This is a genomic window from Vibrio sp. T13N (genome assembly GCF_032970445.1).
Classification (GTDB): Bacteria; Pseudomonadota; Gammaproteobacteria; order Enterobacterales; family Vibrionaceae; genus Vibrio; species Vibrio diabolicus.
This window is the reverse complement of record NZ_JAWJYE010000008.1, coordinates 127,516-153,348: the sequence shown is the minus strand read 5'-3', so window position 1 is coordinate 153,348 and position 25,833 is coordinate 127,516. Positions and strand designations below refer to the sequence as shown.

At 45.9% G+C, this 25,833-nt stretch carries 25 protein-coding genes; 11 read left to right on the top strand and 14 right to left on the bottom strand.

From position 1 onward, the window contains the following. Positions 1 to 66 precede the first annotated feature (66 nt). Genes metN through R2S67_RS14910 form a run of 3 tightly spaced genes read left to right on the top strand, consistent with a single transcriptional unit; the run spans position 67 to position 2,610 of the window. Positions 67 to 1,101 (top strand): methionine ABC transporter ATP-binding protein MetN, encoded by a 1,035-nt coding sequence (gene metN / locus R2S67_RS14920; RefSeq protein WP_047010146.1) that lies wholly within the window; start codon positions 67 to 69, stop codon positions 1,099 to 1,101. Next, positions 1,091 to 1,768, top strand: coding sequence for a methionine ABC transporter permease (locus tag R2S67_RS14915; RefSeq protein ID WP_005391355.1), 678 nt, complete (start codon positions 1,091 to 1,093; stop codon positions 1,766 to 1,768). Before metN ends, R2S67_RS14915 begins: the two co-directional genes overlap by 11 nt. Before the next feature lie 32 nt (positions 1,769 to 1,800). After that, positions 1,801 to 2,610, top strand: coding sequence for a MetQ/NlpA family lipoprotein (locus R2S67_RS14910; RefSeq protein WP_005391357.1), 810 nt, complete (start codon positions 1,801 to 1,803; stop codon positions 2,608 to 2,610). A 112-nt stretch (positions 2,611 to 2,722) separates the two neighbouring features. Here the strand turns inward: R2S67_RS14910 and R2S67_RS14905 are convergent, their stop codons facing one another. Together R2S67_RS14905 and syd are read right to left on the bottom strand one after the other, a co-directional pair. Next, positions 2,723 to 3,499: a Zn-ribbon-containing protein gene (locus R2S67_RS14905; protein ID WP_006743209.1), complete on the bottom strand. Its 777-nt coding sequence runs from the start codon at positions 3,497 to 3,499 to the stop codon at positions 2,723 to 2,725. A 2-nt stretch (positions 3,500 to 3,501) separates the two neighbouring features. Beyond that, positions 3,502 to 4,047, bottom strand: a complete 546-nt coding sequence (gene syd / locus R2S67_RS14900; protein ID WP_152812637.1) for a SecY-interacting protein — start codon at positions 4,045 to 4,047, stop codon at positions 3,502 to 3,504. A 108-nt stretch (positions 4,048 to 4,155) separates the two neighbouring features. Here syd and queF point away from each other — a divergent pair, with 108 nt between their 5' ends. The 5 genes from queF to xni all read left to right on the top strand — a co-directional run bounded on the left by queF (position 4,156) and on the right by xni (position 11,620). Next, positions 4,156 to 5,001: an NADPH-dependent 7-cyano-7-deazaguanine reductase QueF gene (gene queF, locus R2S67_RS14895; protein WP_317345401.1), complete on the top strand. Its 846-nt coding sequence runs from the start codon at positions 4,156 to 4,158 to the stop codon at positions 4,999 to 5,001. A gap of 165 nt (positions 5,002 to 5,166) precedes the next feature. Continuing rightward, on the top strand, positions 5,167 to 7,449 hold the full coding sequence (locus tag R2S67_RS14890) for a tetratricopeptide repeat protein (RefSeq protein ID WP_317345399.1): 2,283 nt from the start codon (positions 5,167 to 5,169) through the stop codon (positions 7,447 to 7,449). Between the two features lie 98 nt (positions 7,450 to 7,547). Further along, positions 7,548 to 9,113, top strand: a complete 1,566-nt coding sequence (locus R2S67_RS14885) for a sensor domain-containing diguanylate cyclase (protein WP_006743207.1) — start codon at positions 7,548 to 7,550, stop codon at positions 9,111 to 9,113. A gap of 290 nt (positions 9,114 to 9,403) precedes the next feature. Beyond that, positions 9,404 to 10,780 (top strand): nucleotide 5'-monophosphate nucleosidase PpnN, encoded by a 1,377-nt coding sequence (gene ppnN / locus R2S67_RS14880; RefSeq protein ID WP_005391372.1) that lies wholly within the window; start codon positions 9,404 to 9,406, stop codon positions 10,778 to 10,780. Between the two features lie 57 nt (positions 10,781 to 10,837). Further along, positions 10,838 to 11,620, top strand: coding sequence for a flap endonuclease Xni (gene xni, locus R2S67_RS14875; RefSeq protein ID WP_317345398.1), 783 nt, complete (start codon positions 10,838 to 10,840; stop codon positions 11,618 to 11,620). Between the two features lie 107 nt (positions 11,621 to 11,727). Here the strand turns inward: xni and rlmM are convergent, their stop codons facing one another. The 7 genes from rlmM to pomA form a co-directional block, all read right to left on the bottom strand. Next, a complete protein-coding gene (rlmM, locus tag R2S67_RS14870; protein ID WP_005391375.1) occupies positions 11,728 to 12,819 on the bottom strand; it encodes a 23S rRNA (cytidine(2498)-2'-O)-methyltransferase RlmM in 1,092 nt (363 codons plus the stop codon). Beyond that, positions 12,816 to 13,214, bottom strand: a complete 399-nt coding sequence (locus R2S67_RS14865) for a DUF423 domain-containing protein (RefSeq protein WP_005391376.1) — start codon at positions 13,212 to 13,214, stop codon at positions 12,816 to 12,818. Before R2S67_RS14865 ends, rlmM begins: the two co-directional genes overlap by 4 nt. Continuing rightward, a complete protein-coding gene (locus tag R2S67_RS14860; RefSeq protein ID WP_317345396.1) occupies positions 13,204 to 13,827 on the bottom strand; it encodes an alpha/beta fold hydrolase in 624 nt (207 codons plus the stop codon). Before R2S67_RS14860 ends, R2S67_RS14865 begins: the two co-directional genes overlap by 11 nt. After that, a complete protein-coding gene (locus R2S67_RS14855) occupies positions 13,808 to 14,728 on the bottom strand; it encodes a transcriptional regulator GcvA (protein ID WP_005391378.1) in 921 nt (306 codons plus the stop codon). Before R2S67_RS14855 ends, R2S67_RS14860 begins: the two co-directional genes overlap by 20 nt. Positions 14,729 to 15,239: 511 nt before the next feature. Continuing rightward, positions 15,240 to 16,688 carry a tRNA uracil 4-sulfurtransferase ThiI gene (thiI, locus tag R2S67_RS14850; RefSeq protein ID WP_031780206.1) on the bottom strand — a complete coding sequence of 483 codons (1,449 nt, stop codon included), beginning with the start codon at positions 16,686 to 16,688 and terminating at the stop codon, positions 15,240 to 15,242. 211 nt (positions 16,689 to 16,899) lie between these two features. Further along, on the bottom strand, positions 16,900 to 17,847 hold the full coding sequence (locus tag R2S67_RS14845; protein ID WP_006741833.1) for a flagellar motor protein MotB: 948 nt from the start codon (positions 17,845 to 17,847) through the stop codon (positions 16,900 to 16,902). Positions 17,848 to 17,861: 14 nt separating this feature from the next. Next, positions 17,862 to 18,623 carry a flagellar motor protein PomA gene (pomA, locus tag R2S67_RS14840; protein ID WP_005381564.1) on the bottom strand — a complete coding sequence of 254 codons (762 nt, stop codon included), beginning with the start codon at positions 18,621 to 18,623 and terminating at the stop codon, positions 17,862 to 17,864. Positions 18,624 to 18,886: 263 nt separating this feature from the next. Here pomA and xseB point away from each other — a divergent pair, with 263 nt between their 5' ends. The 3 genes from xseB to dxs are packed head-to-tail and all read left to right on the top strand — an operon-like array spanning position 18,887 to position 21,921. Then, complete coding sequence (gene xseB, locus R2S67_RS14835; protein ID WP_005381566.1) at positions 18,887 to 19,129, top strand: exodeoxyribonuclease VII small subunit; 243 nt, start codon at positions 18,887 to 18,889, stop codon at positions 19,127 to 19,129. Between the two features lie 21 nt (positions 19,130 to 19,150). Further along, positions 19,151 to 20,035, top strand: a complete 885-nt coding sequence (gene ispA, locus R2S67_RS14830; RefSeq protein WP_005391389.1) for a (2E,6E)-farnesyl diphosphate synthase — start codon at positions 19,151 to 19,153, stop codon at positions 20,033 to 20,035. A gap of 20 nt (positions 20,036 to 20,055) precedes the next feature. Next, positions 20,056 to 21,921 carry a 1-deoxy-D-xylulose-5-phosphate synthase gene (dxs, locus tag R2S67_RS14825; RefSeq protein WP_046874309.1) on the top strand — a complete coding sequence of 622 codons (1,866 nt, stop codon included), beginning with the start codon at positions 20,056 to 20,058 and terminating at the stop codon, positions 21,919 to 21,921. Positions 21,922 to 21,967: 46 nt separating this feature from the next. Here the strand turns inward: dxs and pgpA are convergent, their stop codons facing one another. From pgpA to ribBA, 5 genes are all read right to left on the bottom strand, one after another. Beyond that, positions 21,968 to 22,474 (bottom strand): phosphatidylglycerophosphatase A, encoded by a 507-nt coding sequence (gene pgpA / locus R2S67_RS14820; RefSeq protein WP_317345363.1) that lies wholly within the window; start codon positions 22,472 to 22,474, stop codon positions 21,968 to 21,970. Positions 22,475 to 22,565: 91 nt separating this feature from the next. Beyond that, positions 22,566 to 23,531, bottom strand: coding sequence for a thiamine-phosphate kinase (gene thiL, locus R2S67_RS14815; protein WP_317345361.1), 966 nt, complete (start codon positions 23,529 to 23,531; stop codon positions 22,566 to 22,568). Positions 23,532 to 23,609: 78 nt separating this feature from the next. Next, positions 23,610 to 24,077, bottom strand: coding sequence for a transcription antitermination factor NusB (gene nusB / locus R2S67_RS14810; RefSeq protein ID WP_005381571.1), 468 nt, complete (start codon positions 24,075 to 24,077; stop codon positions 23,610 to 23,612). Beyond that, positions 24,077 to 24,547: a 6,7-dimethyl-8-ribityllumazine synthase gene (ribE, locus tag R2S67_RS14805; RefSeq protein ID WP_005381572.1), complete on the bottom strand. Its 471-nt coding sequence runs from the start codon at positions 24,545 to 24,547 to the stop codon at positions 24,077 to 24,079. The genes nusB and ribE overlap by 1 nt, the downstream gene beginning before the upstream one ends. Positions 24,548 to 24,716: 169 nt before the next feature. Next, entirely contained in the window at positions 24,717 to 25,826 is a 1,110-nt protein-coding gene (gene ribBA, locus R2S67_RS14800; RefSeq protein WP_317345358.1) for a bifunctional 3,4-dihydroxy-2-butanone-4-phosphate synthase/GTP cyclohydrolase II, read from the bottom strand. Between the last annotated feature and the right edge of the window lie 7 nt (positions 25,827 to 25,833).

Here is a 25,833-nt window from a genome sequence, read left to right as displayed (position 1 = left end):
ACATTAAGTTCTGTCAAAGGCCGTTTTTGACAGCGAAGTTCCCCATATCTTTGGGCAGGTTGAAACATGATAGAAATAAAAAACGTCAATAAAGTGTTCTACCAAGGCAGTAAGGAAATCCTTGCCCTGAAAGACATTAACCTACACATCGCCAAGGGCACCATCTTCGGTGTTATCGGTTCATCTGGTGCTGGTAAAAGTACGCTGATCCGCTGCGTAAACATGTTAGAAGCACCAACATCTGGCTCCATCATCGTTGATGGCATTGATTTAACAAAACTCAGCAAAAAGCAGTTGGTCGAAACGCGCCGTAACATCGGCATGATCTTTCAGCATTTTAATCTGCTCTCGTCTCGTACTGTGTTTGATAACGTGGCGCTACCACTGGAACTGGCAGGCAAAGACAAATCGCAAATCACAACAAAAGTCACTGAGTTACTAAAACTTGTTGGCTTAGCCGACAAACACGAAAGCTATCCGTCCAACCTAAGTGGCGGTCAAAAACAACGTGTGGCGATTGCTCGCGCATTGGCATCCGATCCAAGCGTACTACTGTGTGACGAAGCCACTAGCGCACTGGATCCTGCAACGACTCAATCTATCCTTGAGCTATTGAAAGAGATCAACCGCAAACTCAACATCACGATTCTACTGATTACCCACGAAATGGAAGTGGTAAAAAGCATCTGTCACGAAGTGGCGATCATCGGTGGTGGTGAGTTGGTGGAGAAAGGCACCGTTGGCGATATTTTCGCGCACCCTAAAACGGAGCTGGCGCACCAATTCATTCGCTCAACGCTGGATCTATCCATTCCTGAAGATTACCAAGCACGTCTGCAAGCAGAGCGTGTTGAAGGCAGCTACCCATTAGTTCGCTTAGAGTTTACTGGCGCAACCGTCGATGCTCCGCTAATGTCGCAAATCTCTCGTAAATACAATATTGATGTGAGTATTTTAAGCTCCGATCTCGATTACGCTGGCGGCGTGAAATTCGGCATGATGGTCGCAGAGCTATTTGGTAATGAAGAAGATGACAACGCAGCACTGGAATACCTGCGTAAGCACAACGTAAAAGTAGAGGTACTTGGTTATGTCCTTTAATACGATTTCTGAATGGCTGAGTTTAAACAGCAAACTACTTTTAGGTGCAACGTGGGAAACGCTTTACATGGTTGCGGTTGCCGGATTAGTCGGCTTTGCCGTGGGTATTCCATTAGGCGTAATCCTCCACATTACTAAGAAAGGCGGCCTACTTGAAAACACCAAACTAAATAGCAGCTTAGGCGCTGTCGTTAACATTGGTCGTTCTGTGCCATTCCTCGTCCTGATGGTTGCGATTATTCCAGTGACAAAAATGCTAGTTGGAACCTTTATCGGTACAACCGCAGCAATCGTCCCACTTACTATTGGTGCCATTCCGTTTGTTGCCCGTCTTATTGAAGGTGCTTTGTTAGAGGTACCAACAGGCTTGGTGGAAGCGGCACAATCAATGGGGGCGACACCAACACAGATCATCACAAAAGTTCTACTACCTGAAGCAATGCCGACTATTGTTAACTCAGTAACGATCACCTTAGTCACTCTCGTTAGCTACTCGGCCATGGCGGGTACGGTAGGCGGCGGCGGACTCGGCGACGTAGCCATCCGTTACGGTTTCCACCGCTACGATGTAACTATCATGGCTGTGACTGTCGTGATGCTGATTGTTCTAGTACAGATTATTCAGTCTATCGGTGACGCAGTGGTGCGCCGTGTAGACCACAGATAAGCATTGAAAATACAAATTATAAGGAGATAAAGATGAAATTTAGCCTTAAAGGTCTTTTGACTGTAGCAACAGCCGCTTCTGCTCTTGTTCTAGCGGGTTGTGGCGACAAAGAAGTAGACGTAAATAAAGTAAAAGTTGGCGTTATTGCTGGTGCTGAAGCACAAGTTGCCGAAGTGGCAGCTAAAGTAGCAAAAGAAAAGTACAACCTAGACGTTGAGTTAGTAACATTTACCGATTACGTAACGCCAAATGCCGCTCTGGATGATGGTTCAGTAGACGCGAATGCGTTCCAACATAAACCATACCTAGATCAACAAGTGAAAGACCGCGGCTACAAACTGGCTATCGCGGGTAACTCATTCGTTTACCCTATTGCTGGTTACTCTAAGCAAGTGAAGTCAATCGATGAAATCCAAGATGGCGCACGCATCGCAGTACCAAACGATCCAACGAACCTAGGTCGCTCACTACTGCTTCTTGAGCAACAAGGTTTGATTACGCTACGTGATGGCGTTGGTCTACTCGCTACAGTACGTGACATCGTAGGCAACCCTAAAAATATCGAAATCATTGAGTTAGAAGCGCCACAACTTCCACGTTCATTGGATGACGTAACGCTATCTATCATCAACACCACTTACGCAAGCTCTATCGACCTATCGCCAGAGCGTGACGGCGTGTTCGTTGAAGATAAAGACTCACCATACGTAAACCTAATTGTTGCTCGCGAAGAAAATGTTAATGCGCAAAACGTACAAAACTTCGTAAAAGCTTACCAAACGGAAGAAGTTTACGAAGCGGCAAAAGAGCTGTTCAAAGGCGGCGTAGTGAAAGGTTGGTAATCCCACTTTTCTAAACCGTACTGAAAATAATAGTCTGAACATAAAAAGGGCTGATGTGAAAACATCAGCCCTTTTTATTTCTCTATCTAACCATTTACGTAACCTCAATTAGTTACTTAAGGTGGTCCCAAGAGATGTTCGACACGATTCGGCACTCATCGCATTTAAAGTAAAATATGTCATGTAATGGCTCATCGAGTAGCCACTCTCCACCGCATTTGGGACACTTGCGCGCTTTCTCGCTCTCCAGCGACTGACCGCCCACGCGATACTGGTAATAGTAAGTTGGAACCTTGGTGATGTATTCGATACGACCTCGCAAATCCCAACCGCGGCGGAACAACACACTGTCCACATCGCAAATCTCGTGCAGCGCCGCATGCTCTGCACGGCACCCGCCCGCCATTTGGATTTCATCGCACGCTTGCCATTCTGTCTGCCATTTGATGACGGCTTTATGGTCACCATTTAGCGTCGGCTCATTGCGATACAAAGGAATCGGCAACAGGGTTTCACCACTTCGCAAAGGCGAACACGTATGAACATAAGTCGTGTACAACACTTGCCAGCTAGGTGTCTCTTCTTCGGCTGCTTGTTCTGAATTCAAATCACGCCCCAGCATACGCATTTTCGGAGCAAGCAAAGACGCATCCGACAAACGGTTCATGCACACTTTGACGAAATCTGAGTGATAACGTGGATGCAAGCTGTCTTGTTCTGGGCAAACAACACGAACGAAAAATTCACCTTCTCCCATCACTATCGGGAATTCTCGGCCTAGTACTTGGCCGTTATAACGCAACGCATCCATCAAGCCATTAATGGCTTTGTCTACCGCGCTGACGGTGGTGTTATCAAAACACTCAAACTGCAACTCAACAACGTACATATTTAGACAGCGGCCTCTAACTTGCTCAAGAACTCAGCCAATGAATCCGCCAGCACATCGCGTTTAGACGTACCTAAACGCTCTAAAATCACATTACCAGTGAGGTTACAAATCGAGATCACATCCATTTCCTCATCTGTCGCTGCAATAAATACTGTTGGTTTAAGTTTCAAGCGGCGCTGCGTCACCAAATGACCAAGAATATTTTCTTGTAGGCGCACGAAATCGTCATCGCTCCACACTTGCAGCAGCGCCAACGAATTACCTTGCCAAGTTGCCTCCATATCGGCGCAGTATTGAGAACCATAAAAGGCTTTTACATCATCTTGCAGTGACAACTCAATCGCATTTTCCACATTAGTGAAATCGGCCATCTCATTACGCGCGACCGCTTTCCAAAGCACCTTTCCATCACGCTTCTCTTCGACACAAGGAGAAACAAGATCTGCAAGCTCTTCACTGCTTGGCAACTCATTATATTTAGCTTGCCAAGCTTGTTGGTAGCGCAGGCTGAACTCTTGTAGCGCCTGAGTAACGTTTTGGGTCATGAAGGTCTCCTCATTCCTTATTTATCAGATAGCCGTGTTTGCCGGATGGCAATTGACCAGCGGATTCAGTAAAATTCTCGCCATTCTAATCGAAAACGACCACAAAGTATGAGCAAATATTCTGACGCTAAAGAGCTTGCTGGCCTAACACTAGGTAAAAAGACCGAGTATGCGAACCAATACGACCCAAGCTTGCTGCAACCAGTTCCTCGTAGCCTAAACCGAGATGACCTTCAGTTAGGCGACAGCCTTCCTTTTATGGGCCACGACATTTGGACGCTGTACGAGCTCTCTTGGTTAAATAGTAAAGGCTTACCACAAGTGGCCGTTGGCGAAGTATACATTCCAGCCACCAGTGCAAACTTGATTGAGTCGAAGTCGTTCAAACTGTACTTAAACAGCTACAACCAAACCCGTTTTTCAAGCTGGGAAGAAGTTGAAGAGCGTTTAACGCAAGACCTATCTGAATGTGCCGGTGAAAAGGTGTTGGTCGAGGTGAACCCGGTTACTCACTACACCAATCAACCTATTGTGACAATGGAAGGCGAATGTATTGATGACCAAGACATTGACATCACCAGTTACGATTTTGATGCCGATTTGCTTGAAGGCGCAGCAGGTGAAGAGCAAGTGGAAGAAATCCTACATAGCCACCTATTGAAGTCAAACTGTTTGATCACCAATCAACCCGACTGGGGCAGTGTAGAAATTCGCTACCAAGGTGCGAAAATAGATCGCGAGAAACTGCTGCGTTACTTGGTATCTTTCCGCGAGCACAACGAATTTCACGAACAATGTGTTGAGCGTATTTTTACGGATCTAATGAAATACTGCCAACCAAGCAAACTGACCGTATTCGCCCGCTACACGCGCCGTGGTGGCTTGGACATCAACCCGTACCGCTCAACGGAGCAAGACAAGCCAGATCGCAACCACCGCATGGCTCGTCAGTAATCGCGTTAGTGACAGAAATAAGTTCGGTAATCTAAAGGGTTACCGGACGTTTTTATTGTCCAAGCATGTTACTATATCAAATGGCTTCAACCTGCATTTAAGGGGCTTGTTGAGGTCTTTTACCGTTATCCGCCATATCTAAAAACAGTTCGAGGGAACGAAAGGATGTTTTGGGACAGTTCGCGTCTATTCAAGTTGATTGGCTTTCTTTGCTTGCTGTTTGTACAGCCGCTTCATGCGACCATTTTATCGTCCGCGTTACTCAACGAAGCACAACAATTGGCGGAAATAGAGCCATCACAAGCAAAACAAGCGGCAACCAACTACTTGTCACAACGTGAGCTAACGGAACGCAAAGAGAGTGACAGCCCTTCGGCTATGTCTCGTGACGAGACCGATCGTAGCGTTCGTACACCAAGCAGCACCATCGAAGCACACAAGATTATCGCTCAGGCAGACTACGCCATGGGTAACGTTCGTTCGGCTATCGAACACCTAAACAAAGCCGAGCGCTTAGCGCAAGAATATCAATTACCGTACATGGATTTAGATCTCCAGCTGATGCGCAACCAAATGATTTGGATGTACGACAAAAACTACTCAAAAGCGGAAGACACGCTTAACCTAATTGAGCAGCAACTCGATGAAGCCGATGCGGTATTGCAACGTACCGACAGCGTTCGCTATCGATTAGTGATGCAAAGAGCGCTCCTCGCTTCACATAGTGGCGATCTGATTAAAGCGGAAAGTTTGTATTCTCAAGCCAAAACTATGCTTGAAGACAGCCGATCTGACTTAGCCTTGATCGACTATTACACAGCCGTCGGCGAGTTTTATCTGAATAGCAAGAAATACAATTTGGCTTTGTCGGAACTGCTTTACGGTTATTGGCAATCTATTGAGAGTGACAGTGGCGCAAGGTTAGCAAAAGTTAATCGCCTGTTGGCGAGACTCTTCCAAGAGCGTCGAGTTTACGACAAAGCGATCGAATACTTATCTCAAGCCGCAGACTTCTATGACTCCTACCCTAGCTCTCCCATCCTAGCGGATGTCCTTGAGCAAATGGGTGACATTTATTTTTACCAAGGCAAGTTTAACCTTGCCTTAGTGCACTACTTCAACGTGCTGGACCATGAAAGCACCAGTAAGAACATTAATCGGATCATTAAGATTCGCTTAAGCTTAGCGGCTACCTATCTGCAACTCTACAACTACGCGCTAGCTGAACAATACCTAGACCGTTCTAAAGAGCTTTTAGAATACACTGACATTCCTAAGCTTGAAGCAAAGGCAGCGTTGCTTCAGTCAGGCCTGGCTTATCATCAAAACGACAGTAAAAACGTCATTACCAATGCAAAGCTGGCGTTAGCACTTGCTGAAAAGTCACCTGAAAATAACAACTTCATTAAGCAGCAGTCTTACCGCTTACTCGGGCTTGGTTACGAGCAGGCAGGCGAATACCAACTTTCTCTGCAGGCTTATAAGAAATACACCAACCTTGTGCGTTTAGAGCAAAAGCAGCTCAACCAAATCAGTGAGGATGCATTCCGCCAACAAAAAGAGTTTGCTGAACAAACCATCCACTATATCGGCCAATCGGAACGCCTTGAACAAGTGGAAAGGGAACACCGCAAATTCCAGAAAATCTCATTCGCATTGTTTATTACTGTGTTGGTGATGTTTTTGTTCATTATGCGCCGCGGCGTGATCATGCAACGCCAAGCAAGTGAAATCGAAAAACTGCGTAATGATCTCTTCACTCACTCTCGTTCCCGTTTGCGTAACTTGCGTATGCTGAACGTGAAGCTGTCTCGCTCATTGAAAAAGTCGAGCGAAACTTTCGAGCAATGGCAAATGGGCGAATTGATCCACGAGCCACTTAACGACCGCCTGCGCTTTGTCATGATCGACTTGCCATTCCTACGAAGCATGTACGTCCACAACGGTTATAAAGCAGGCCTGGAGCTGGAGCGCGCATTTGGTGACTTCCTAGCGGAAAAGATAGAAAAACCGTCGCGTCTTTACCATTTCTCAGATGCAAACCTACTCTACATAGAACCGAATGCTGACCGTGATGCTTCTGCCGAAGTCATGTTCGAGAAATTCCAGACTTGGGTGGATGAGTTCGCTCAACAACACAACGTCAACCGTATTATTCGCATGGGTATCAGCGATTATCCGTTCTTACCCCGAGCCTACACTGCAATTAACGACGAGGAATTACTCGATCTGTTGCTGCTTGCGACTCACATTGCGCGAGAAGTCAGCTTGAAGGATAAGCAAAGCCACTGGGTTTTCTTGAAAGCCATCGATAACGCACCCGCCGCGAGCTTTGCAACGGGTAACATAAGAACCGCCTGTCAGCATGCCATTAGCCAAGGCCTGATTAAGATCCATTCGTCCTACAAGAATGAGGACGACATCAAGAAAATATTAAAAAATGGATAATTAAACGCCTGTTAGACATAATAACTAATGACGCTATAACGTTTTTTGTTATTATCGGATAATTGTCAGTAGTACATGGACTTAACCGTAGTCACTTCATGGGAATCTTGGAATCCGATATTCAGTCGCAGCTTCATCAGCTGAGTTGTCAACTTGACCAACTCAGACTGACACATCGTGATACTTCACTCAAATTCAAACGTGAACAACAAGTTCTTAAACGCGTTGTGGCATCATTGTCTTCAGCTTGCCAGGGTTCGAATACCCAGGTATCCAATTACCTGTTTGAAATCCAACAAGAGCTGCAACATCAAAAAGATATCAGTACTCTTATCCCACGTTTAGCGGTATTAGAGAGAATGCTCAAACAGCAGTCGAAGACGATGGACAAACAGAACGGCTACCTAGACGAACAAATCAAACACAGTGGTGAAACACTCCAACGTGTCACAGGTTTACCTGCGCAGTTAAAACGTGAACTACGGAACTTAATGAGTTTCTCAGAAGCTCATGCCAGCAATAAAGCCGATCAAGCCACTAAGCTACTGAGCATTTACGAACGCGCTCTGAAAATCATCACTTCCAACTCGCGTTTGCATCTCAGTGAGTTTGAGAATAATCCTGATAAGTCTCAACTTGAGTGCTTAGCCAGCGATCTACAACATACCATCACCGAGCTGGATTTTGAGGGAGAAACGGGAGATCGATTGCTCGATATTCGGGCTAAGCTGCTTCTTGGCGTGAGTGCAGAGTCTCTCATTGAGCTTACGCTCTCAACGCTGAAATTGGTTGTCGAAGCAACCAAGTTTGAGCGCGAAGCGTCTAGCCAATTCCTTGATCAGCTGAACACTTCTCTCGCAAGTAACCTAAAAACCGTTCATCAGAACGTCGACCAACATCATACCTACTTTGAGCACCGCCAAGAGCTCAACACAGAAATGAACAGTCTGGTTGAATTGAGTCAACTATCCCTCGACCAAGCTCAAGATCTAGCGGATGTAAAAAAAGAAGTCGCCCCGTTACTTGCGAAAATGGCGTCGCTGACAGAGCGACTTAAAATGACGGAAGAACGAGAACAAGCGCTGCAAGAGCGTTTGAATTACAGTAAGAACCAGCTCGAAGCCGTGTTTGAAACCACCCAAGATCATCGTCGACGCTTAGATGACCAAGCTCAGCGCATGTTGCTAGACCCTCTGACTAAAGTCTATAACCGCACCGCATTTAATGATCGACTAGAGCTAGAGTATCGCCGTTGGATTCGCTCTCAACAGAACCTGCGTGTAGTGTTGTTTGACGTTGATAACTTCAAAGCGGTGAATGACAGCTATGGCTATACGGCTGGTGATAAAGCGTTGAAGATCATCGCTCGCACCATTAACAAACGCGTATCAGAAACTGAAACGGTAGCTCGCTTTGGTGGCGAAGAGTTTATTTTACTCGTTCCAGAACAATCTGAAGAATACACACTGGATCTCATTAAACATATCCAGCGTGATATTAGCCAATTGCCATTTAAGTTCCGTGAGCAAAATATCATGATCACTCTAGCGGCTGTGTCGACCTCTTTTAAAGAGTCCGATACGCCAGAGTATGTACTCGATCGACTCGGCAAGATGCTTGCGGACGCTAAAAAACGTGGAACAAATCAACTTAACTGGAGCTAGATTTCGTACAAAAAGCGAACAAACAAACCAGAATTGGCGCAATTTACGCTTTATAACCACCCATTTTCAACGAGTTATCACATTTCTTCCCTTTCAGTCTGCTAAGCTGTAAAAACCCAAGTCACTTCAAGATGATGCATTTACAGAACGCGAATGTACCATCTTGAGGTTGCTTGGGAGTCAATAACCATAAAACCAAATCGGCCAACTGCCTTTCATCAAACCATACGTATAACCCAAAAAGGTGAGTTGGTACTTTCCCTCAAAATAATGCAACACAAGGAGGCGTTATGATTACCCATATAAGCCCCGCTGGTAGCATGGACTTGCTATCTCAATTAGAAGTAGAGCGCTTAAAGAACACGGCCTCGAGTGAACTTTATCAACTGTACCGCAACTGCACGTTAGCGGTGTTGAACTCCGGCAGTCATACCGATAACTCGAAAGAGCTACTCGATAAACACCAGTCGTTTGATGTCAACGTAGTGCGCCGCGAGCGTGGTATTAAGCTTGAGCTGACTAACCCACCTGAGCACGCCTTTGTCGATGGCGAGATAATTAAAGGTATCCAAGAGCATCTGTTCTCCGTGTTACGCGATATCGTTTATGTCAATATGCATTTAGCAGACGCACAACGACTCAACCTGACGAACCCAATTCACATCACTAACCTCGTGTTCGGTATTCTGCGTAATGCCAGAGCGCTCACACCAGGTATCGAGCCAAACCTCGTCGTATGTTGGGGCGGTCACTCTATCAATGGCGTGGAATATCAATACACACGTGAAGTCGGTAACGAGCTTGGCTTGCGTGAACTTAATATCTGCACGGGTTGTGGCCCTGGTGCGATGGAAGGGCCAATGAAAGGTGCCGCTATCGGACATGCGAAGCAGCGTTATACTCAGCAACGTTATCTTGGTTTAACCGAACCTTCGATTATTGCAGCCGAGCCACCAAACCCAATCGTGAATGAGCTGGTTATCATGCCAGACATCGAAAAGCGTTTGGAAGCCTTTGTACGTATGGCGCATGGCATTGTGATTTTCCCTGGTGGTCCGGGTACTGCAGAAGAGTTGCTGTATATTCTTGGCATTATGATGCATCCAGACAACGCCGATCAGCCAATGCCTATCGTGTTAACTGGACCAAAAGAGAGTGAAGAGTACTTCCGCTCTATCGACGAGTTTGTTCGCGATACACTTGGCGAAGAAGGTCAAAAGCATTACGAGATCGTCATTGACGATCCGGCAGAAGTGGCACGTATCATGAAGCGCTCCATGGACTCTGTACGCCTTCACCGAAAAGAAAAAGGCGATGCTTATAGCTTTAACTGGTCATTAAAAATCGAGCCTAACTTCCAGTTACCATTCGATCCAACTCATGAGTCGATGGAGCAATTGGATTTAAGCTTAGATCAAGAACCTCAAGTCTTAGCGGCCAACCTGCGTCAAGCCTTCTCAGGTATCGTGGCTGGTAACGTCAAAGCCGAAGGCATTCGAGAAATCGAACGTCGAGGCCCTTTCACCATTCACGGTGATCCTGTGCTAATGAAAAAGCTCGATAAGTTACTACAAGACTTTGTCGAACAACACCGAATGAAATTACCTGGCGGTTCAGACTACGAACCGTGTTATCGCATCGCTCACCCAGAAATTGGTGGTCGATAGTCAGGCTAGCATTCGTTACACTAGGGGCATTACGCCCCTTTTTATTGCTAAGTCATTATGTCTATTCATCTTGTTATTATTGATGCCCTAAACCTGATCCGCCGTGTGCACTCTGCACAACCGGATCCAACCGACATAGCAAGAACCATCACCACGACACAAAGAACCCTCACTCGCATTCTGTCAGAAGCCAACCCGACACACATCATCGCGGTTTTCGATCACCATGAACAAGACAGAGGATGGCGAGCTAAGATTCTCCCGGACTATAAGCAAAATCGAAAACCAATGCCGGAACCACTGATGCAAGGTCTAGATGCGATTCAGCAAGCATGGTGGGAACAAGGTATTGATTCATTGCTTTCTGAAGGCGATGAAGCGGACGACTTGGTTGCTACTCTCGCGACGAAAGTGGCCAGTCATGGTGAAAAGGTCACCATCGTTTCTACGGATAAAGGCTACTGTCAGCTGCTTTCTCCTACCCTACAGATCCGTGATTACTTCCAACATCGTTGGTTAGATGAACCGTTTATCGAAAAAGAGTTCGGCGTAAAACCGAGCCAACTGGCCGATTATTGGGGGTTAACGGGGATCAGCTCTAGCCAAGTGCCGGGGGTTCCGGGCATTGGACCAAAAGCGGCGAAAGAGATTCTTACTCAGTTTGAGAATATTGAAGCAGCCTACGCCAGTGAAGACCTCGCACCGAAATACCGTAAAAAATTAGACGAGCACATTGAGTCTGCACGCTTATGTAAACGCGTCGCGGCTTTAAAGTGCGACATTGAACTCGGCTTTAACTTACAGGACATTCGCTTTACAGGACCAAATAAGGCGGAATAGTGTCTGATGATGGTTTCAAACCATAGAGCTATCAGACAATAAAAAAGCGCCATTTGAAGGCGCTTTTTCTATTCTCGGGACTATCCCCAAATGACTCGGAGATAGAATTAGTACGGCGAAATGTTCGATAGACACTGGATATGAATCGTGATCTCTTCACGATCATGATACAAATGCTTAGCTTGTAGTCTGAACTTTACCTTATTATCAATCAGGAACTGCTTCAGGTTTTCAAGGTCTTGCAGCACCTCGTCATAGCGGCCTTTCATTGGCAGCTTAAGGTTAAAGATTGCCTCTTTCGCCCAACCTTTTAACAGCCACTGGCCCATAAGGTGAGCAACACGAGCTGGCTTTTCTACCATGTCACAAACAATCCATGTTACGTTCTTACGATCTGGTTCGAATTTAAAACCATCCACCATATGATGCTTGATCTGGCCGGTTTCCATCAAGCTGTCTGCCATCATGCCGTTATCGACACAGTGAACGAACATCGAGCGCTTCACCAATTGGTACGTCCAACCGCCTGGACATGCCCCTAAATCGACCCCCCACATTCCTGGAGCTAAACGCTCATCCCACTCTTCACGTGGAATAAAGACGTGAAATGCTTCTTCCAGTTTAAGCGTTGAACGACTTGGGGCGTCTGCTGGGAACTTAAGGCGAGGAATACCCATGAAGAACTGAGAGTTATTGTCTGTGTAAGAATAACCGACATAACAGTGGCCGGGCTCCACAAAACAAATGTGCAGTACTGGCTTCTTCGCGTTGTCTTTGTTCAACATTAAACCTTTACCGCGCAACGCTTGACGCATTGGGACAGTAAATTTACGGCAGAATTTCAGTAGCTCTTTCGCTTCATTCGTATCCGGAGTTTCAATTCTCAAATCCCCACAGCGAGGAAACGCTTCAATGTCTGCTAGCTCATTCAAAATTGGGCTAATGCGGTCATCACTTGGCAGCGATTGAAACTCAGCCGCTACCGCAAACATTTGGCGAGCGAAGATTAACGACTTGAAGTCCAAACCTCTCGCAAGTTTGTCCGCATCTCCATCTTGGTAACACTCGAAGACAACATAACCTGAGTTTCTCTTCACACGAGGGAAGCCATACACTTCCAACTGTGTCGCTTTGTCCTGAATTTCACCAGCACACTCTTTCTCAAAGCCAGAACGGCAATAGAGCATTAGTTGTTTCACTTGGAGACCTCTTTGATATTGAACGCAGCAAAAAAGAACAGACACCAACCAATCATGAACAGCAATCCTCCCATTGGAGTAATCGGCCCAAACCACTTAATGCCTGTCAGCGCCAGCGCGTAAAGACTGCCGCTAAAACAAAAGATGCCGATGATAAAGCAAATCGCTGCAATGAAAAAATATTTTTGTGCTTTTTGTCCCAAATTCAATAGCAATAAAACCGCACAAAACACAATCGCCAGCGTGTGAATAAATTGGTACAACACTCCAGTCTCAAATACGCCAAGTAAATACGGAGCCAACTGAGCTTTTAGCCCATGTGCAGCAAAGGCACCTAGAGCGACAGAAACCAGCCCAGACAGACCAGAAAATGAGAGTAACCACTTACTTTTCATGGTACACCTCTTTGATAAACGCCGCTAACTGCTCTACCGCGAGCTCGATGTTACCCGCCTCGGTATGGCCTGAGCTCTTGCGCGGTTTAAAGCTGTGGTCACCATCGGGTAAAAAACTCACCTTAACTTGCGATGAAAGGACAAAGTCATCGAACTCCTCACGATTACCAAAGGTGTCTCGCTCCCCTTGTAGAATCAGCGTAGGTTTCTCAATAGTTGCTAAGTGCTCGCCTTTGTATTTCTCTGGCTTTCCCGGTGGGTGAAATGGAAACCCTAAACAGGCAATGCCCGCCACCAGCTCATTTTCAGCCAGTAAACTAGATATGCGACCACCCATTGACTTGCCACCAATGACAATAGGTTGAGAGGTAAAGTGAGCAATCACTTCTTCATAGGCTTCCAGCAGTTTTGGCGCACGATCTGGTGGGCGCTTTTTCCCATCTTCCGCTCGCTTAATCATATACGGGAAGTTAAATCGCACTACGCGAATTCCTTGCTCAACTAATCCTTTGGCAACGGCGGTCATGAAATCATGTTCCATCCCCGCTCCAGCGCCATGGGCAAAGATAAATAGAGGACCGCTTTCAGGTCCCTCAACTATCCATTGGCTCATCTAGTACTTCCTCTTGCTCTTTTCTCGCGGTCGCTAACATCCAGTCTCTAAACGTTGCGATTCGGCCCATATCTGCCTGCTGTTCATGACACACCACGTAGAATGCATTCTTGGAGATCAACACCTCGTCGAATGGCGCGATGAGTCGTCCAGCTTCCATTTCTGGCTTGGCGAGTACGTTGTTACCAAGCGCAACCCCCTGACCATGCGCAGCAGCCTGTAGCACCATCGTCGAGTGACTGAAAATAGGACCGTGGTTTACATTGATACCTTCGATGTTGTAATGACGCGCAAACTGCTTCCAGTCTTTACGCGAAGTATCATGTAACAAAGTGTGTAATTTGAGGTCACTTAGAGATTCTAATGGTTTGTTGCCTAAAAGTAACGAAGGTGAACAAAGTGGGATCAGAAACTCTTGGTACAATTTATCCGCTCGCAAACCCGGCCAATTCCCACGGCCATAATAGATAGCCACATCTACATCATCAGTCAGTGAACCTTCATCCATATCCACAGCTTTAATACGTACATCGATATCTGGCTCTTGAGCATTAAAATCGGCCAAACGAGGCACCAACCATTGGATAGCAAAACTCGGCGGTAGACTGATCGTCAATGCCCCTTTTTCACTACGTTCCAATACCTTATCTGTCGCCTCGGCAATCGAGGTGAAAATATCTTTGATGTCGAGAAAGTAACTTTGTCCTTCTTCTGTCAACAATAGCGAACGATTACGGCGACGAAAGAGCTTCAACGATAAGAACTCTTCGAGTGCTTTAATCTGGTGACTGACCGCGGCTTGAGTAACAAACAACTCTTCTGCCGCTCGCGTAAAACTAAGATGGCGAGCAGCCGCTTCGAAGACTCGAAGCGAATTTAATGGAGGCAATCTGCGAGACATATGGGACCTCAAATAGGATTAGTTTTTTTAATCTGAAACATTATAAAATGTCCGTTGTCGAACAGCCAGATAAATTCTATATTTCACCCCGCAACACGAGCCTGAACGGCTTGATTTCTTTGGAAATCAATTGGCTTCGTTGTTGCGATGTTGTGTTTGCAAACTCGTATTTCGAGTTAGGTAGATTTCTACCATAATGTTTTGTCCACACTCCCTGTGACAAAACATATACTTCCTGTATTTATTTTTGACCTGTCTGTCAAATTTGTTACACCGCCTAAATTAGGCGGTGTTTTTTTATCTATCGAAAATCTCATCCGCATATCTGGCAGCAACATCACTTTATTACTCTTCTTTCGGATTAATTATCGTTATATCAACACAAAGTGTATGGCTTTGCGATAAGCCTCAACATTATGCTAAGTAATGGTTAGCTGTAACGCGATCAAAAACAAAAAAGGCGCAAATTGATGTCTCAATTTGCGCCTTTTAACGTCTTTTTATCAGTCAACTATGGGCGGTAAACTTTTACGTTATTGAAGCCTTGCTCTTGCAAGTAAAGTGCTTGCAGGCGGCTCATCACACCACGGTCACAGTACAATAGATATGTCTTAGATTGGTCTAAATCACCAAACTGTGTACCCAACTTGTAGAATGGGATATGTTTCACATCCACACCTTCGATTTCGAGCGGGTTATCGTCTTCCTCTTCAGGACTACGAATATCTAGCACAACCGCGTGCTCTTCTACCGCTTCAACCTGCTCGACTTCTGGTGCTGCTTGCTCAGACTCTTTCGCGATATCACGAATGTCCATCATGCGAGCATCACGAACTACTTGCTCAAGAATGCTAAAGTCAAACTTCTCTTCTTCCGCTTCTAGCTTCGCTTTAATCGCTTTTACTGTCGGCTTCTTAGAAATAACACCACAATACTCTGGCATAGTCTTCGCAAAATCTTCCGTGCCGATTTCGCGTGCTAGGTTAATGATGTCTTCTTTATCCCAGTTGATAAGTGGGCGCAGAATCAACGTGTCCGTTACGTTATCGATATGGCGGAGGTTAGTTAGCGTTTGGCTCGATACTTGACCGAGCGCTTCGCCTGTTACCAATGCTTCGATCTTCATCTTTTGAGCGATCATGCCTGCTGCACGCATGAACATACGCTTCAAGATAACCCCCATTTGGCCGTCATCGACTTTCTCTAGGATTTCCGCAACCACAGGTTCGAAATCAACTGAAATGAAACGTACTTTTGCAGAAGAACCGTATTTGTTCCATAAGTAGTGAGAAACCTGCTTAACGCCAATTTCGTGCGCTGGACCACCTAGGTTAAAGAAACAGTAGTGTACTTTTGAGCCACGTTTGATGTGCAGATAGCTAGAAACACCAGAGTCAAAACCACCAGAGATCAAGCTCAACACGTCTTCTTGCGTGCCCAGTGGGAAGCCGCCTAAACCTTTATGACGAGCCAGCACTTGGTTTAGCTTATCATTCGAGACTTCCACCTTGATCGTCACGTCTGGGTTTTGCAGCTTAACTCTTGCGCTCTCAATCGCTTGGTTTAAACCACCGCCGACATAACGCTCTAGTTCGATAGAGGTAAAGTCGTGCTTACCGCGACGCTTCGCACGTACAACAAAGGTTTTATTTTCGAGTGCAGAGCGATTTAGCTCCAGTACTTGTTCGAAGATATCGTGCAAGTCTTTAAATTCGGTCTGCTTCACTTCCAGTACGTGGTGAATGCCTGGTGTATGAGTCAAAACCTCAAGAACTTCAGCGTGGAATTCGTTACTCTCAGAGGTCACTTCAATGTGATCACGACGGTTGAATACCGCGACAGATTCCGTGCGGCTCTTAATGATGTTACGAATGTTGCACTCTAAAATCTTTGTGAAGCGCTTACGCACAGATTCACTTTTTACAAAAATTTCTGGATGGGGCTTTACAATAAATTTCATAGTCTAATTCGCAGGTTAGTTTCGCAATCAACAAAGAGTGACACTCAACTTCAATGCTTCATACGCAGTAAAACCGCGTTTCAGTCACAAAAAGTAGTCTGAGCTCACTTTTAAGGCGCAAGATTATACACCCAAGCGGATTGGAAAAACAAAAAAAGCGAGCAATCTGCTCGCTTTCTTATCTCTCTACTGACTTGAAACTAAAGTCTAGTTATTGAATTACAGGCACTTCTTCACTGTATAGTGGCTCGCCTTGCATGATGCTGATTTCAACCCGTCGGTTAAGCGCGCGATTTTCATCAGAATCATTCGGCAATAATGGTTCAGTATCTGCCATGCCTCGCACTCTCAAACGTTGATGAGAGAAGCCTCTCACCTTCTCCATCTCTTGTGCAACCGATACGGCGCGCTGAGAAGAGAGATCCCAGTTAGAACGATAAAGCTCTGAGTCCAACGGTCGGTTGTCCGTATGACCGGATACTCGCACAATGCCTGGCACGTCTTTTACTAACTCTGCAATTTGTCGAACTAAAGGGCGGAATTTAGGCTGCAAGAAGGCCGAACCTTCAGGGAATGCACCTTTTTCACGCATGCGTATAACAATCTGTTGGCCAAGATTTTCAACTTCAATGGCACCTTGTTCAATCTCTCGCTCTAAGGCTTTCTTGATGCTTTCCATCAAGGTTTCCATCTCTTGCGACATCTCTTCAGATTGCTGCTGTTGCATGTCCGCTTCTGCAGATTGATTGTTTTGCGTTGACGTTTCTGGCGATTGGCCCCCCGTTAACTTGCCTTCATCACGCTTTGTGCCACCAGCTCGGTCAGACTCCCCTTCATGAAATTCGAGCGTCTGCTGAGTGATGTCCATGGTTTGCTGCATGATGACATCAATCGGCGTTGGTTCCGGTCGGCCCGGTCGAAACTCTTGAGCAATGATGCTAGTACCTTTGGGAATGTCTTTCACTTCAAGTTGATTTTGTACACCGAAGGCAAATTTCATTGATCCCGCAATCTGTTTGAACTTCAGCACGTCCATCTCAGAAAACGAGAGCAGAAGAACAAAGAAACACATCAGTAGCGACATTAAGTCCGCGAATGTCCCCATCCATAACGGGAGACCAGGTGGCGGACAATCGCATTTGTTATCTTCATCATCCATCACTACTCTCCAAGTTACTCGTCAATCTCAAGGGCACGTTTACCTTCGTTGAGGTAGTTCTTCAAGTAGCTATCAATCACTCGCGGGTTTTGACCATCTTGAATCGCTAATACGCCATCCATGATCAAACGGCGGTTTAGCGTTTCTTGATCACGGCGCAGAGAAAGCTTGTCCGCAATAGGGAAAAACACCATGTTGGACAGGATCGCGCCATACAATGTGGTTAAGAGTGCAACCGCCATTGCTGGTCCAATCGCTTTTGGATCATCCATGTTCGAAAGCATTGCGACTAAGCCAACCAAGGTACCAATCATCCCCATTGCAGGGGCAACGTCACCAAAGGCGCGAAATACGCCAGTGCCTTGAGTATGTCGTTCATCCGTAAGCGCGATGTCTTTTTTTAAGGCTGCTCTTACCACGTCGGCATCATGGCCATCAACAAGCAAATCAATGCCTTTTTGCATAAAAGTGTTATTAATTTCCATCTCTTCAAGAGCAAGAAAACCACCTTTACGTGCCGCATCGGCCATTTCCACAATTTTTGCGATCAAGTCTTCCGGTTCATCCGCTTTAAACATGAAGGCTTTGCCTGCGATCTTTGTTGCACCAAAGAACTGTCCCATTGTGAACTTCATCAGTACTACAAATATTGAGCCACCAACGACAATAAGGATCGACGTGACATCGACAAACATGCCGATGCTGCCACCAAGCACCATCGCCATAATGACGAATGCAAAACCACCAATCAAACCTAATAGGGTTGCTAAATCCACAAAGCACTCCTCACGCTATACTCAAATACTGCCATTGGGCGGATTATTACCTGTATCGACAACTCGCGCAGAATTTTTAGAAAAATCTTAGCTAATGGATCACAAATTAGACTTAACAACCTTAACCAAAATATGGGGTTTCAGCGCTTAGGCTCGTTTAACGCTAATTTTGTGACAATTATATAAGGTTAAATTTGACCAAGTTACTAGGCTAAGGTAACTTTCGTGCATCTTCTCCAAGGCTTGATTAAGGCAGAAAAAAGATGGCGGTCAAGAAACCAGAAAACATGACCTTCGAAGCAACCATTGAAGAGCTTGATAGCTTGGTTGATCAATTAGAAAATGGCGATCTTGCCCTAGATGATGCTCTACGTAAGTTTGAACGAGGCATTGCCTTAGCTCGTGCTGGCCAAACTAAACTTAGCGACGCCGAACAGCGCGTAAGTATTCTTCTCAGCGAAGATGATGAAGCACCACTGAGTGACTTCAAACCAGATTCAGAATAACCATCAGTAGTGAGCAATGTGATGCAACAGACATTGACGTCTTTTCAACAAAGAAACAATCAGCAATTGAACTTGTGGCTCGATCAGCTTCCATATCAAGAGCAGCCATTGATTCAAGCAATGAAATACGGCCTTTTGCTAGGTGGAAAACGCGTTCGCCCTTTTCTTGTTTACATCACAGGTCAAATGCTCGGCTGTAAACCAGAAGACTTAGACACTCCTGCCGCTGCTATCGAATGTATACATGCCTACTCACTCATTCATGATGATCTGCCAGCCATGGACGATGATGAACTGCGTCGAGGTCAACCAACTTGTCATATTAAGTTTGATGAAGCAACCGCAATACTGACAGGTGATGCACTACAAACTCTCGCCTTCACCATTATTGCCGATGGTCAATTAAACCCGGCAGCCGAGACTCAACGCATCAACATGATCAAAGCGTTGGCGCATTCTTCTGGCGCCAACGGCATGTGTGTTGGACAAGCTTTAGATTTAGGCGCAGAAAATCGCCAAGTTTCTCTTGAAGAAATGGAAGAGATACACCGTAAAAAAACCGGAGCTCTGATAGATTGTGCGGTAAAATTAGGTGCATTAGCTGCTGGTGAGAAAGGTATCGAGGTTCTACCTCACTTGGAGCGCTACTCAAAAGCAATTGGTTTGGCGTTTCAGGTTCAAGACGATATTCTTGATATCATCAGTGACACAGAAACACTGGGTAAGCCTCAAGGTTCCGACCAAGGTCTGAATAAGAGCACTTATCCTTCCCTGCTGGGTTTAGAGGGAGCCATTGAGAAAGCTCACACTCTGTTACAGGAAGCACTTCAAGCATTGGAAGCTATCCCATACAATACTCAGTTACTCGAAGAGTTCGCCCGATATGTCATCGAGCGCAAAAATTAACACTATAAGCGCGCATTTATATGACTCTTGATATTTCAAAGTACCCAACACTGGCGTTAGCAAATACACCGGAAGAATTACGTCTCCTTCCGAAAGAAACATTACCAAATCTGTGTGATGAACTGCGAACGTATCTGCTAAATTCAGTGAGCCAATCTAGCGGACACTTAGCGTCTGGCTTAGGCACCGTGGAGCTAACTGTCGCTCTGCATTATGTTTACAACACCCCTATCGACAAATTGATCTGGGATGTTGGTCATCAGGCTTACCCGCATAAAATCCTCACCGGACGTCGCGATAAAATGCCAACAATTCGCCAAAAGGATGGTCTACACCCTTTCCCTTGGCGTGAAGAAAGTGAATATGACACCTTATCTGTCGGTCACTCTTCGACATCGATTAGTGCTGGTCTTGGCATGGCCATCAGCGCACAAAAAGAAGGTAAAGGTCGTAAAATCGTCAGTGTGATTGGTGATGGCGCAATTACAGCAGGCATGGCATTCGAAGCCATGAACCACGCTGGCGACGTTCATCCTGATATGTTGGTTATTCTGAACGACAACGAAATGTCGATTTCAGAAAACGTCGGCGCCCTGAATAACCACCTTGCTAAGGTACTTTCTGGCAGCTTGTACACTTCTATCCGTGAAGGCGGTAAGAAAGTGCTGTCTGGTGTTCCACCTATTAAAGAGTTGGTTCGCCGTACGGAAGAGCACCTAAAAGGCATGGTAGTGCCTGGCACTCTGTTTGAAGAGTTCGGCTTTAATTACATTGGCCCTATTGATGGACACGACGTCAATGAACTCGTCAAAACGCTAAAAAACATGCGTGAGCTCAAAGGCCCTCAATTCCTGCACATCATGACCAAGAAAGGCAAAGGTTATGAGCCTGCCGAGAAAGATCCTATCGGCTACCACGCAGTACCGAAGTTCGCACCGGCAAACAATAGCTTACCGAAGAGCAGTGGCGGTAAGCCAACTTACTCAAAAATCTTTGGTGACTTTTTATGTGACATGGCGGCCCAAGATCCTAAGCTAATGGCAATTACGCCAGCAATGCGCGAAGGCTCTGGTATGGTACGTTTCTCAAAAGAGTACCCAGACCAATACTTTGACGTTGCGATTGCTGAGCAACACGCTGTGACACTTGCAACAGGCATGGCAATTGCTGGCGATCATCCAATCGTAGCTATCTATTCGACTTTCTTGCAACGTGGTTATGACCAACTGATCCACGATATCGCGATCATGGATTTACCAGTAATGTTCGCTATCGATCGTGCAGGTCTCGTTGGTGCAGACGGCCAAACTCACCAAGGCGCATTCGATCTAAGCTTTATGCGCTGTATTCCGAACATGGTGATCATGGCGCCAAGTGACGAAAACGAATGTCGACAAATGCTTTACACTGGCCATAAACATACTGGCCCTAGTGCGGTTCGATACCCTCGCGGTAGCGGGATGGGCGTAGAAATCGAAACTGAGTTTACGGCTTTAGAAATCGGTAAAGGACGCATGGTTCGCCAAGGTGAAAAAGTTGCTATTCTGAACTTTGGTACTTTCTTGGGTAACGCGCTAGAAGCGGCAGAATACCTTAACGCCACTGTTGCTGATATGCGCTTTGTGAAGCCGCTCGATGAAGCATTAATTCGTCAATTAGCCGCAGATCATGATGTGCTCGTGACGTTAGAAGAAAATGTTATCGCGGGTGGTGCTGGTGCAGGTGTCGTTGAGTTCATGATGAAAGATAAAATCATTAAGCCAGTCTTAAACCTAGGCTTACCCGATGAGTTTATTCATCAAGGAACACAAGATGAACTGCATGAAGAGCTTGGTCTCGATGCAAAAGGGATTGAAAAATCCATCTTGGATTATTTAGCAAAATAGAATTTAAAAAGGGATGCTCATGGCATCCCTTTTTTATGTCCAACGTTTAATTCATCCAGCCTGCGTATTTTGCGACTAGAAACAGGGCAACACCGGCCATAATTCCCGCCACGATATCATCAACCATAATACCCAGCCCACCGTGAACTCGCTTATCTAGCCACCCAATTGGCCACGGTTTTACCATGTCGAAAAAACGGAACAAGATGAAGCCAGTGAGCAACCACTTCCACTCGGTCAACGGAATATTTAACGCAGGGACGATACCCATCGTAATCCAAAAACCCGCAAATTCATCCCATACGATTGAACCATGATCATGCACCTTCATGTCTGCAGACGTCACTTGGCATATTTGAATGCCGATCACACACGAAATCAGAACAACAATGACATACGCCGTAAATGGTAATTGTGCCAACAACAAAAAGAGAGGCACAGCCGCCAGTGTCCCCATTGTTCCTGGGATAAACGGGGATAATCCACTGCCAAACCCCGTCGCCAATAGATGCCACGGGTTCTTTAATGAAATCAGAGAAAGAGGGTTGGTCATATCCTTAAACCTATACTGCTAGTTTGGTTTCAATCGTCACGCCTGCGAGTTGCTCAATAGTAACAGGCTCTTGGCTAGAGCTTAGCTCAGATCATTTAAAGTGGTCGAAGCCACTTAAGTCCCAATCAAGTGGTTGATTGTTATCATGCAGCTCGAAGGTTCCATTTGGTCGGATTTGACCAATACATGTGACCTTACAGCCAGTATGAGATAAAGCGCTTTGTAACGAGCCTCGATTTTGCTCCGGCACGGTAAAACACAACTCGTATTCTTCGCCACTTGCTAAAGCATACTGCTGCGCGCTGATCTTATCATCTAAAAACTGGACTAATTCTGAAGAGATCGGTAGCTGAGAGACATCAATACTCACCCCAACCTGAGATCGCTGTAAAATGTGCTTAATATCAGAGATTAAACCATCTGAAATATCTATCGCCGACGAGGCTAAGCCAACAAGAGCTTGTCCAGCAAGCACACGCGGAGAACTAAGGTAATGAGCTCGCTCTAGTGCTTCCGCACCTGCCCTGCTGCGTAGAGAGCCATCTAGAATCACATCCAAGCCAGCTTTTGCATCGCCAAGGTTCCCCGTTACGTACACCCAGTCCCCTGACTTTGCTCCGGAACGTGTGAGAGCTTTACCTTCAGGAACAAAACCTTGCACCGTCAGAGTCAGACACAATGGCCCTTTTGTGGTGTCACCGCCAATTAACTGCATACCATAGTAATCAGCCAATTCGAAAAATGCATCACAGAAAGGTGCAAGCCATTCTTCATCTGGCTCGGGCATTGTTAATGCAAAGCTCACCCATGCAGGCGTTGCTCCCATCGCTGCCAAATCACTGATGTTAGAAGCCAATGCTTTGTGTGCTACCCATGCTGGGTTCGCTCCGGCTAAGAAATGCGTTCCAGCTACCAATGTATCCGTGCTAATCGCAATCTGAACATTAGCTGGCGCTTTGACCAAAGCACAATCATCACCAGCGGCTAGATGGACATCTTTACGTTGGCTCTGACGACCGACGAAGTATTTGTCTATCAGATTAAATTCACCAGACATAATTCACTTACTTTTTGATGTAAAAGCTTTTGATACAAAAAAGGTCAGCATGTGCTGACCTTTTCATTGAAGAAATCGTTATTTCTTACGAATGTGAGGTGCTGCTTTATCAAGTACACCGTTCACAAACTTGTGGCTATCTTCTGCTGCGAAGACTTTTGCAAGTTCAATCGCTTCATTGATAACAACTTTGTAAGGAACATCTTCGCGACGAGTCATCTCGTACATAGCAAGGCGAAGAAGAGCAAGTTCCATCATATCTAAATCCTGCATAGGACGAGAGATGTATGGACGAATTTTGCTATCTAGCTCAGCGTGGCTAAGTACAACACCGCTTAGTAGTTCACGGAAGTAAGCTACGTCTGTTTCTGGAGCAGCAAGCGCTGGCTCAGATGCATGAAGTTCTTCTTCATCGTATTTGTCGCCAGACAAAAACTGTTCTTCAATCTTGGCAACATTCTCTTTAGTAATTTGCCATGAGTAGATCGCCTGTAGAGCGAATTGACGTGCGTTACGACGTGCGGCTGGTTTCACACTGGCCCCCATTAGGAATCAATTTCAGATAGTACATTAATCATTTCAAGTGCGCTTAGTGCAGCCTCTGCACCTTTATTACCAGCCTTGGTTCCTGCGCGTTCAATCGCTTGATCGATCGTATCAACAGTCAAAACACCAAATGCTACTGGAATGCTGAATTCCATAGACACTTGTGCTAGACCTTTGTTCATTTCACTACAAACATAGTCAAAGTGAGGCGTTCCACCGCGAATAACAGACCCTAGAGAAACAATAGCGTCGAATTTGCCAGTTTTAGCAACACGCTGAGCTACTAGAGGTAGTTCTACGGCACCTGGACAACGCACAACCGTGATGTTGTCTTCGCTTACTTGTCCGTGACGCTTTAGTGTATCGATCGCACCAGAAAGTAGGCTTTCGTTAATAAAACTGTTGAAACGAGAAATAACGATAGCAATTTTTGCATTTGGCGCTGGGAAGCCACCCTCGATCACTTTCATAAGCTTTCCTTTAACTCTATTTATAAGTGAAATATGTTCATCAAGTGAGAATCGCCGGATTCTAGCACAAATTTGTGAGCAATATCTAATGGAAATTGGAGGCAAATCACCGGTTCCTAGCCATTGACGAGTTGAGTGCGTAAAAGACTAGGAACTTATTGTTCGGTTGTTACTCACAGACGTACTCAACCACGTTCAGACCAAAACCACCTAATGCGTGGTACTTTTTGTTGGTCGATGACAGAAGGCGCATATCATGTACACCGAGATCCGCAAGAATCTGTGAGCCCACACCGACACGGCGAGACGTTCCCTGTTTCTTAGCAAGCGTTGGTGCTTCACCTTTGTCTTGCGCTTCAAACATCTTCACACGATGAATAAGTAGATCGGTCGATTCTTCATGGCCAAGAACAACCAGCACACCGCCTTCTTCACCAATGCGTTTCATTGCCTTGTCTAATGTCCAACTGCGCTCTGCGTTGCGATCGCTACGTAATAAATCAGTAAAGACATCTTGGAGGTGAACGCGAACCAATGGCGCTTTTTCTTTCAAATCGCCCTTGCACATTGCGTAGTGCACTTGGTTATCAATGGTGTCTTTGTAGGTGAATAACGTGAACTCGCCAAACTCTGTCGGTAACTTGCACTCTGCCACACGTTCAATCGTTGTCTCAGTGTTATTGCGGTACTCAATTAGGTCGGCAATAGTGCCCAATTTAATACCGTGCTTCTCTGCAAAGATCTCTAGATCAGGGCGACGAGCCATGGTGCCGTCGTCATTTAAGATCTCAACAATCACCGATGCAGGCTCTAAACCAGCAAGGCGAGCCAAATCACAGCCAGCTTCAGTGTGACCAGCGCGAGTCAGTACGCCGCCATCTTGGGCCGCGAGCGGGAAGATATGACCAGGCTGCACCAAATCCGCAGCTTTGGCGTTTGGCGCGACTGCCGCTTGAACCGTACGTGCGCGATCCGCGGCTGAAATACCCGTCGTTACCCCTTCTGCCGCCTCAATCGAAACAGTAAAGTTGGTTGTGTATTGCGCATTATTGTCTTGCACCATTGGTGGCAGACCTAGGCTTTCGCAACGATCTTTGGTCATGGTTAAACAAATCAGGCCACGGCCATAGGTTGCCATAAAGTTGATGGCTTCCGGCGTAATATGCTCGGCAGCCATGATCAAGTCACCTTCATTCTCGCGGTCTTCATCATCCATTAGGATGACCATTTTGCCTGCGTGAATATCATCAATAATTTCTTGTGGCGTACTGATTGGCATAGTCTGT

Bases quoted from the DNA above. Each gene is read 5' to 3' on its own strand.
- metN (WP_047010146.1), top strand. From the start codon at position 67: ATGATAGAAATAAAAAACGTCAATAAAGTGTTCTACCAAGGCAGTAAG.
- R2S67_RS14915 (WP_005391355.1), top strand. From the start codon at position 1,091: ATGTCCTTTAATACGATTTCTGAATGGCTGAGTTTAAACAGCAAACTA.
- R2S67_RS14910 (WP_005391357.1), top strand. From the start codon at position 1,801: ATGAAATTTAGCCTTAAAGGTCTTTTGACTGTAGCAACAGCCGCTTCT.
- R2S67_RS14905 (WP_006743209.1), bottom strand. From the start codon at position 3,499: ATGTACGTTGTTGAGTTGCAGTTTGAGTGTTTTGATAACACCACCGTC.
- syd (WP_152812637.1), bottom strand. From the start codon at position 4,047: ATGACCCAAAACGTTACTCAGGCGCTACAAGAGTTCAGCCTGCGCTAC.
- queF (WP_317345401.1), top strand. From the start codon at position 4,156: ATGAGCAAATATTCTGACGCTAAAGAGCTTGCTGGCCTAACACTAGGT.
- R2S67_RS14890 (WP_317345399.1), top strand. From the start codon at position 5,167: ATGTTTTGGGACAGTTCGCGTCTATTCAAGTTGATTGGCTTTCTTTGC.
- R2S67_RS14885 (WP_006743207.1), top strand. From the start codon at position 7,548: ATGGGAATCTTGGAATCCGATATTCAGTCGCAGCTTCATCAGCTGAGT.
- ppnN (WP_005391372.1), top strand. From the start codon at position 9,404: ATGATTACCCATATAAGCCCCGCTGGTAGCATGGACTTGCTATCTCAA.
- xni (WP_317345398.1), top strand. From the start codon at position 10,838: ATGTCTATTCATCTTGTTATTATTGATGCCCTAAACCTGATCCGCCGT.
- R2S67_RS14865 (WP_005391376.1), bottom strand. From the start codon at position 13,214: ATGAAAAGTAAGTGGTTACTCTCATTTTCTGGTCTGTCTGGGCTGGTT.
- R2S67_RS14860 (WP_317345396.1), bottom strand. From the start codon at position 13,827: ATGAGCCAATGGATAGTTGAGGGACCTGAAAGCGGTCCTCTATTTATC.
- R2S67_RS14855 (WP_005391378.1), bottom strand. From the start codon at position 14,728: ATGTCTCGCAGATTGCCTCCATTAAATTCGCTTCGAGTCTTCGAAGCG.
- thiI (WP_031780206.1), bottom strand. From the start codon at position 16,688: ATGAAATTTATTGTAAAGCCCCATCCAGAAATTTTTGTAAAAAGTGAA.
- R2S67_RS14845 (WP_006741833.1), bottom strand. From the start codon at position 17,847: ATGGATGATGAAGATAACAAATGCGATTGTCCGCCACCTGGTCTCCCG.
- xseB (WP_005381566.1), top strand. From the start codon at position 18,887: ATGGCGGTCAAGAAACCAGAAAACATGACCTTCGAAGCAACCATTGAA.
- ispA (WP_005391389.1), top strand. From the start codon at position 19,151: ATGCAACAGACATTGACGTCTTTTCAACAAAGAAACAATCAGCAATTG.
- dxs (WP_046874309.1), top strand. From the start codon at position 20,056: ATGACTCTTGATATTTCAAAGTACCCAACACTGGCGTTAGCAAATACA.
- pgpA (WP_317345363.1), bottom strand. From the start codon at position 22,474: ATGACCAACCCTCTTTCTCTGATTTCATTAAAGAACCCGTGGCATCTA.
- thiL (WP_317345361.1), bottom strand. From the start codon at position 23,531: ATGTCTGGTGAATTTAATCTGATAGACAAATACTTCGTCGGTCGTCAG.
- nusB (WP_005381571.1), bottom strand. From the start codon at position 24,077: ATGGGGGCCAGTGTGAAACCAGCCGCACGTCGTAACGCACGTCAATTC.
- ribE (WP_005381572.1), bottom strand. From the start codon at position 24,547: ATGAAAGTGATCGAGGGTGGCTTCCCAGCGCCAAATGCAAAAATTGCT.
- ribBA (WP_317345358.1), bottom strand. From the start codon at position 25,826: ATGCCAATCAGTACGCCACAAGAAATTATTGATGATATTCACGCAGGC.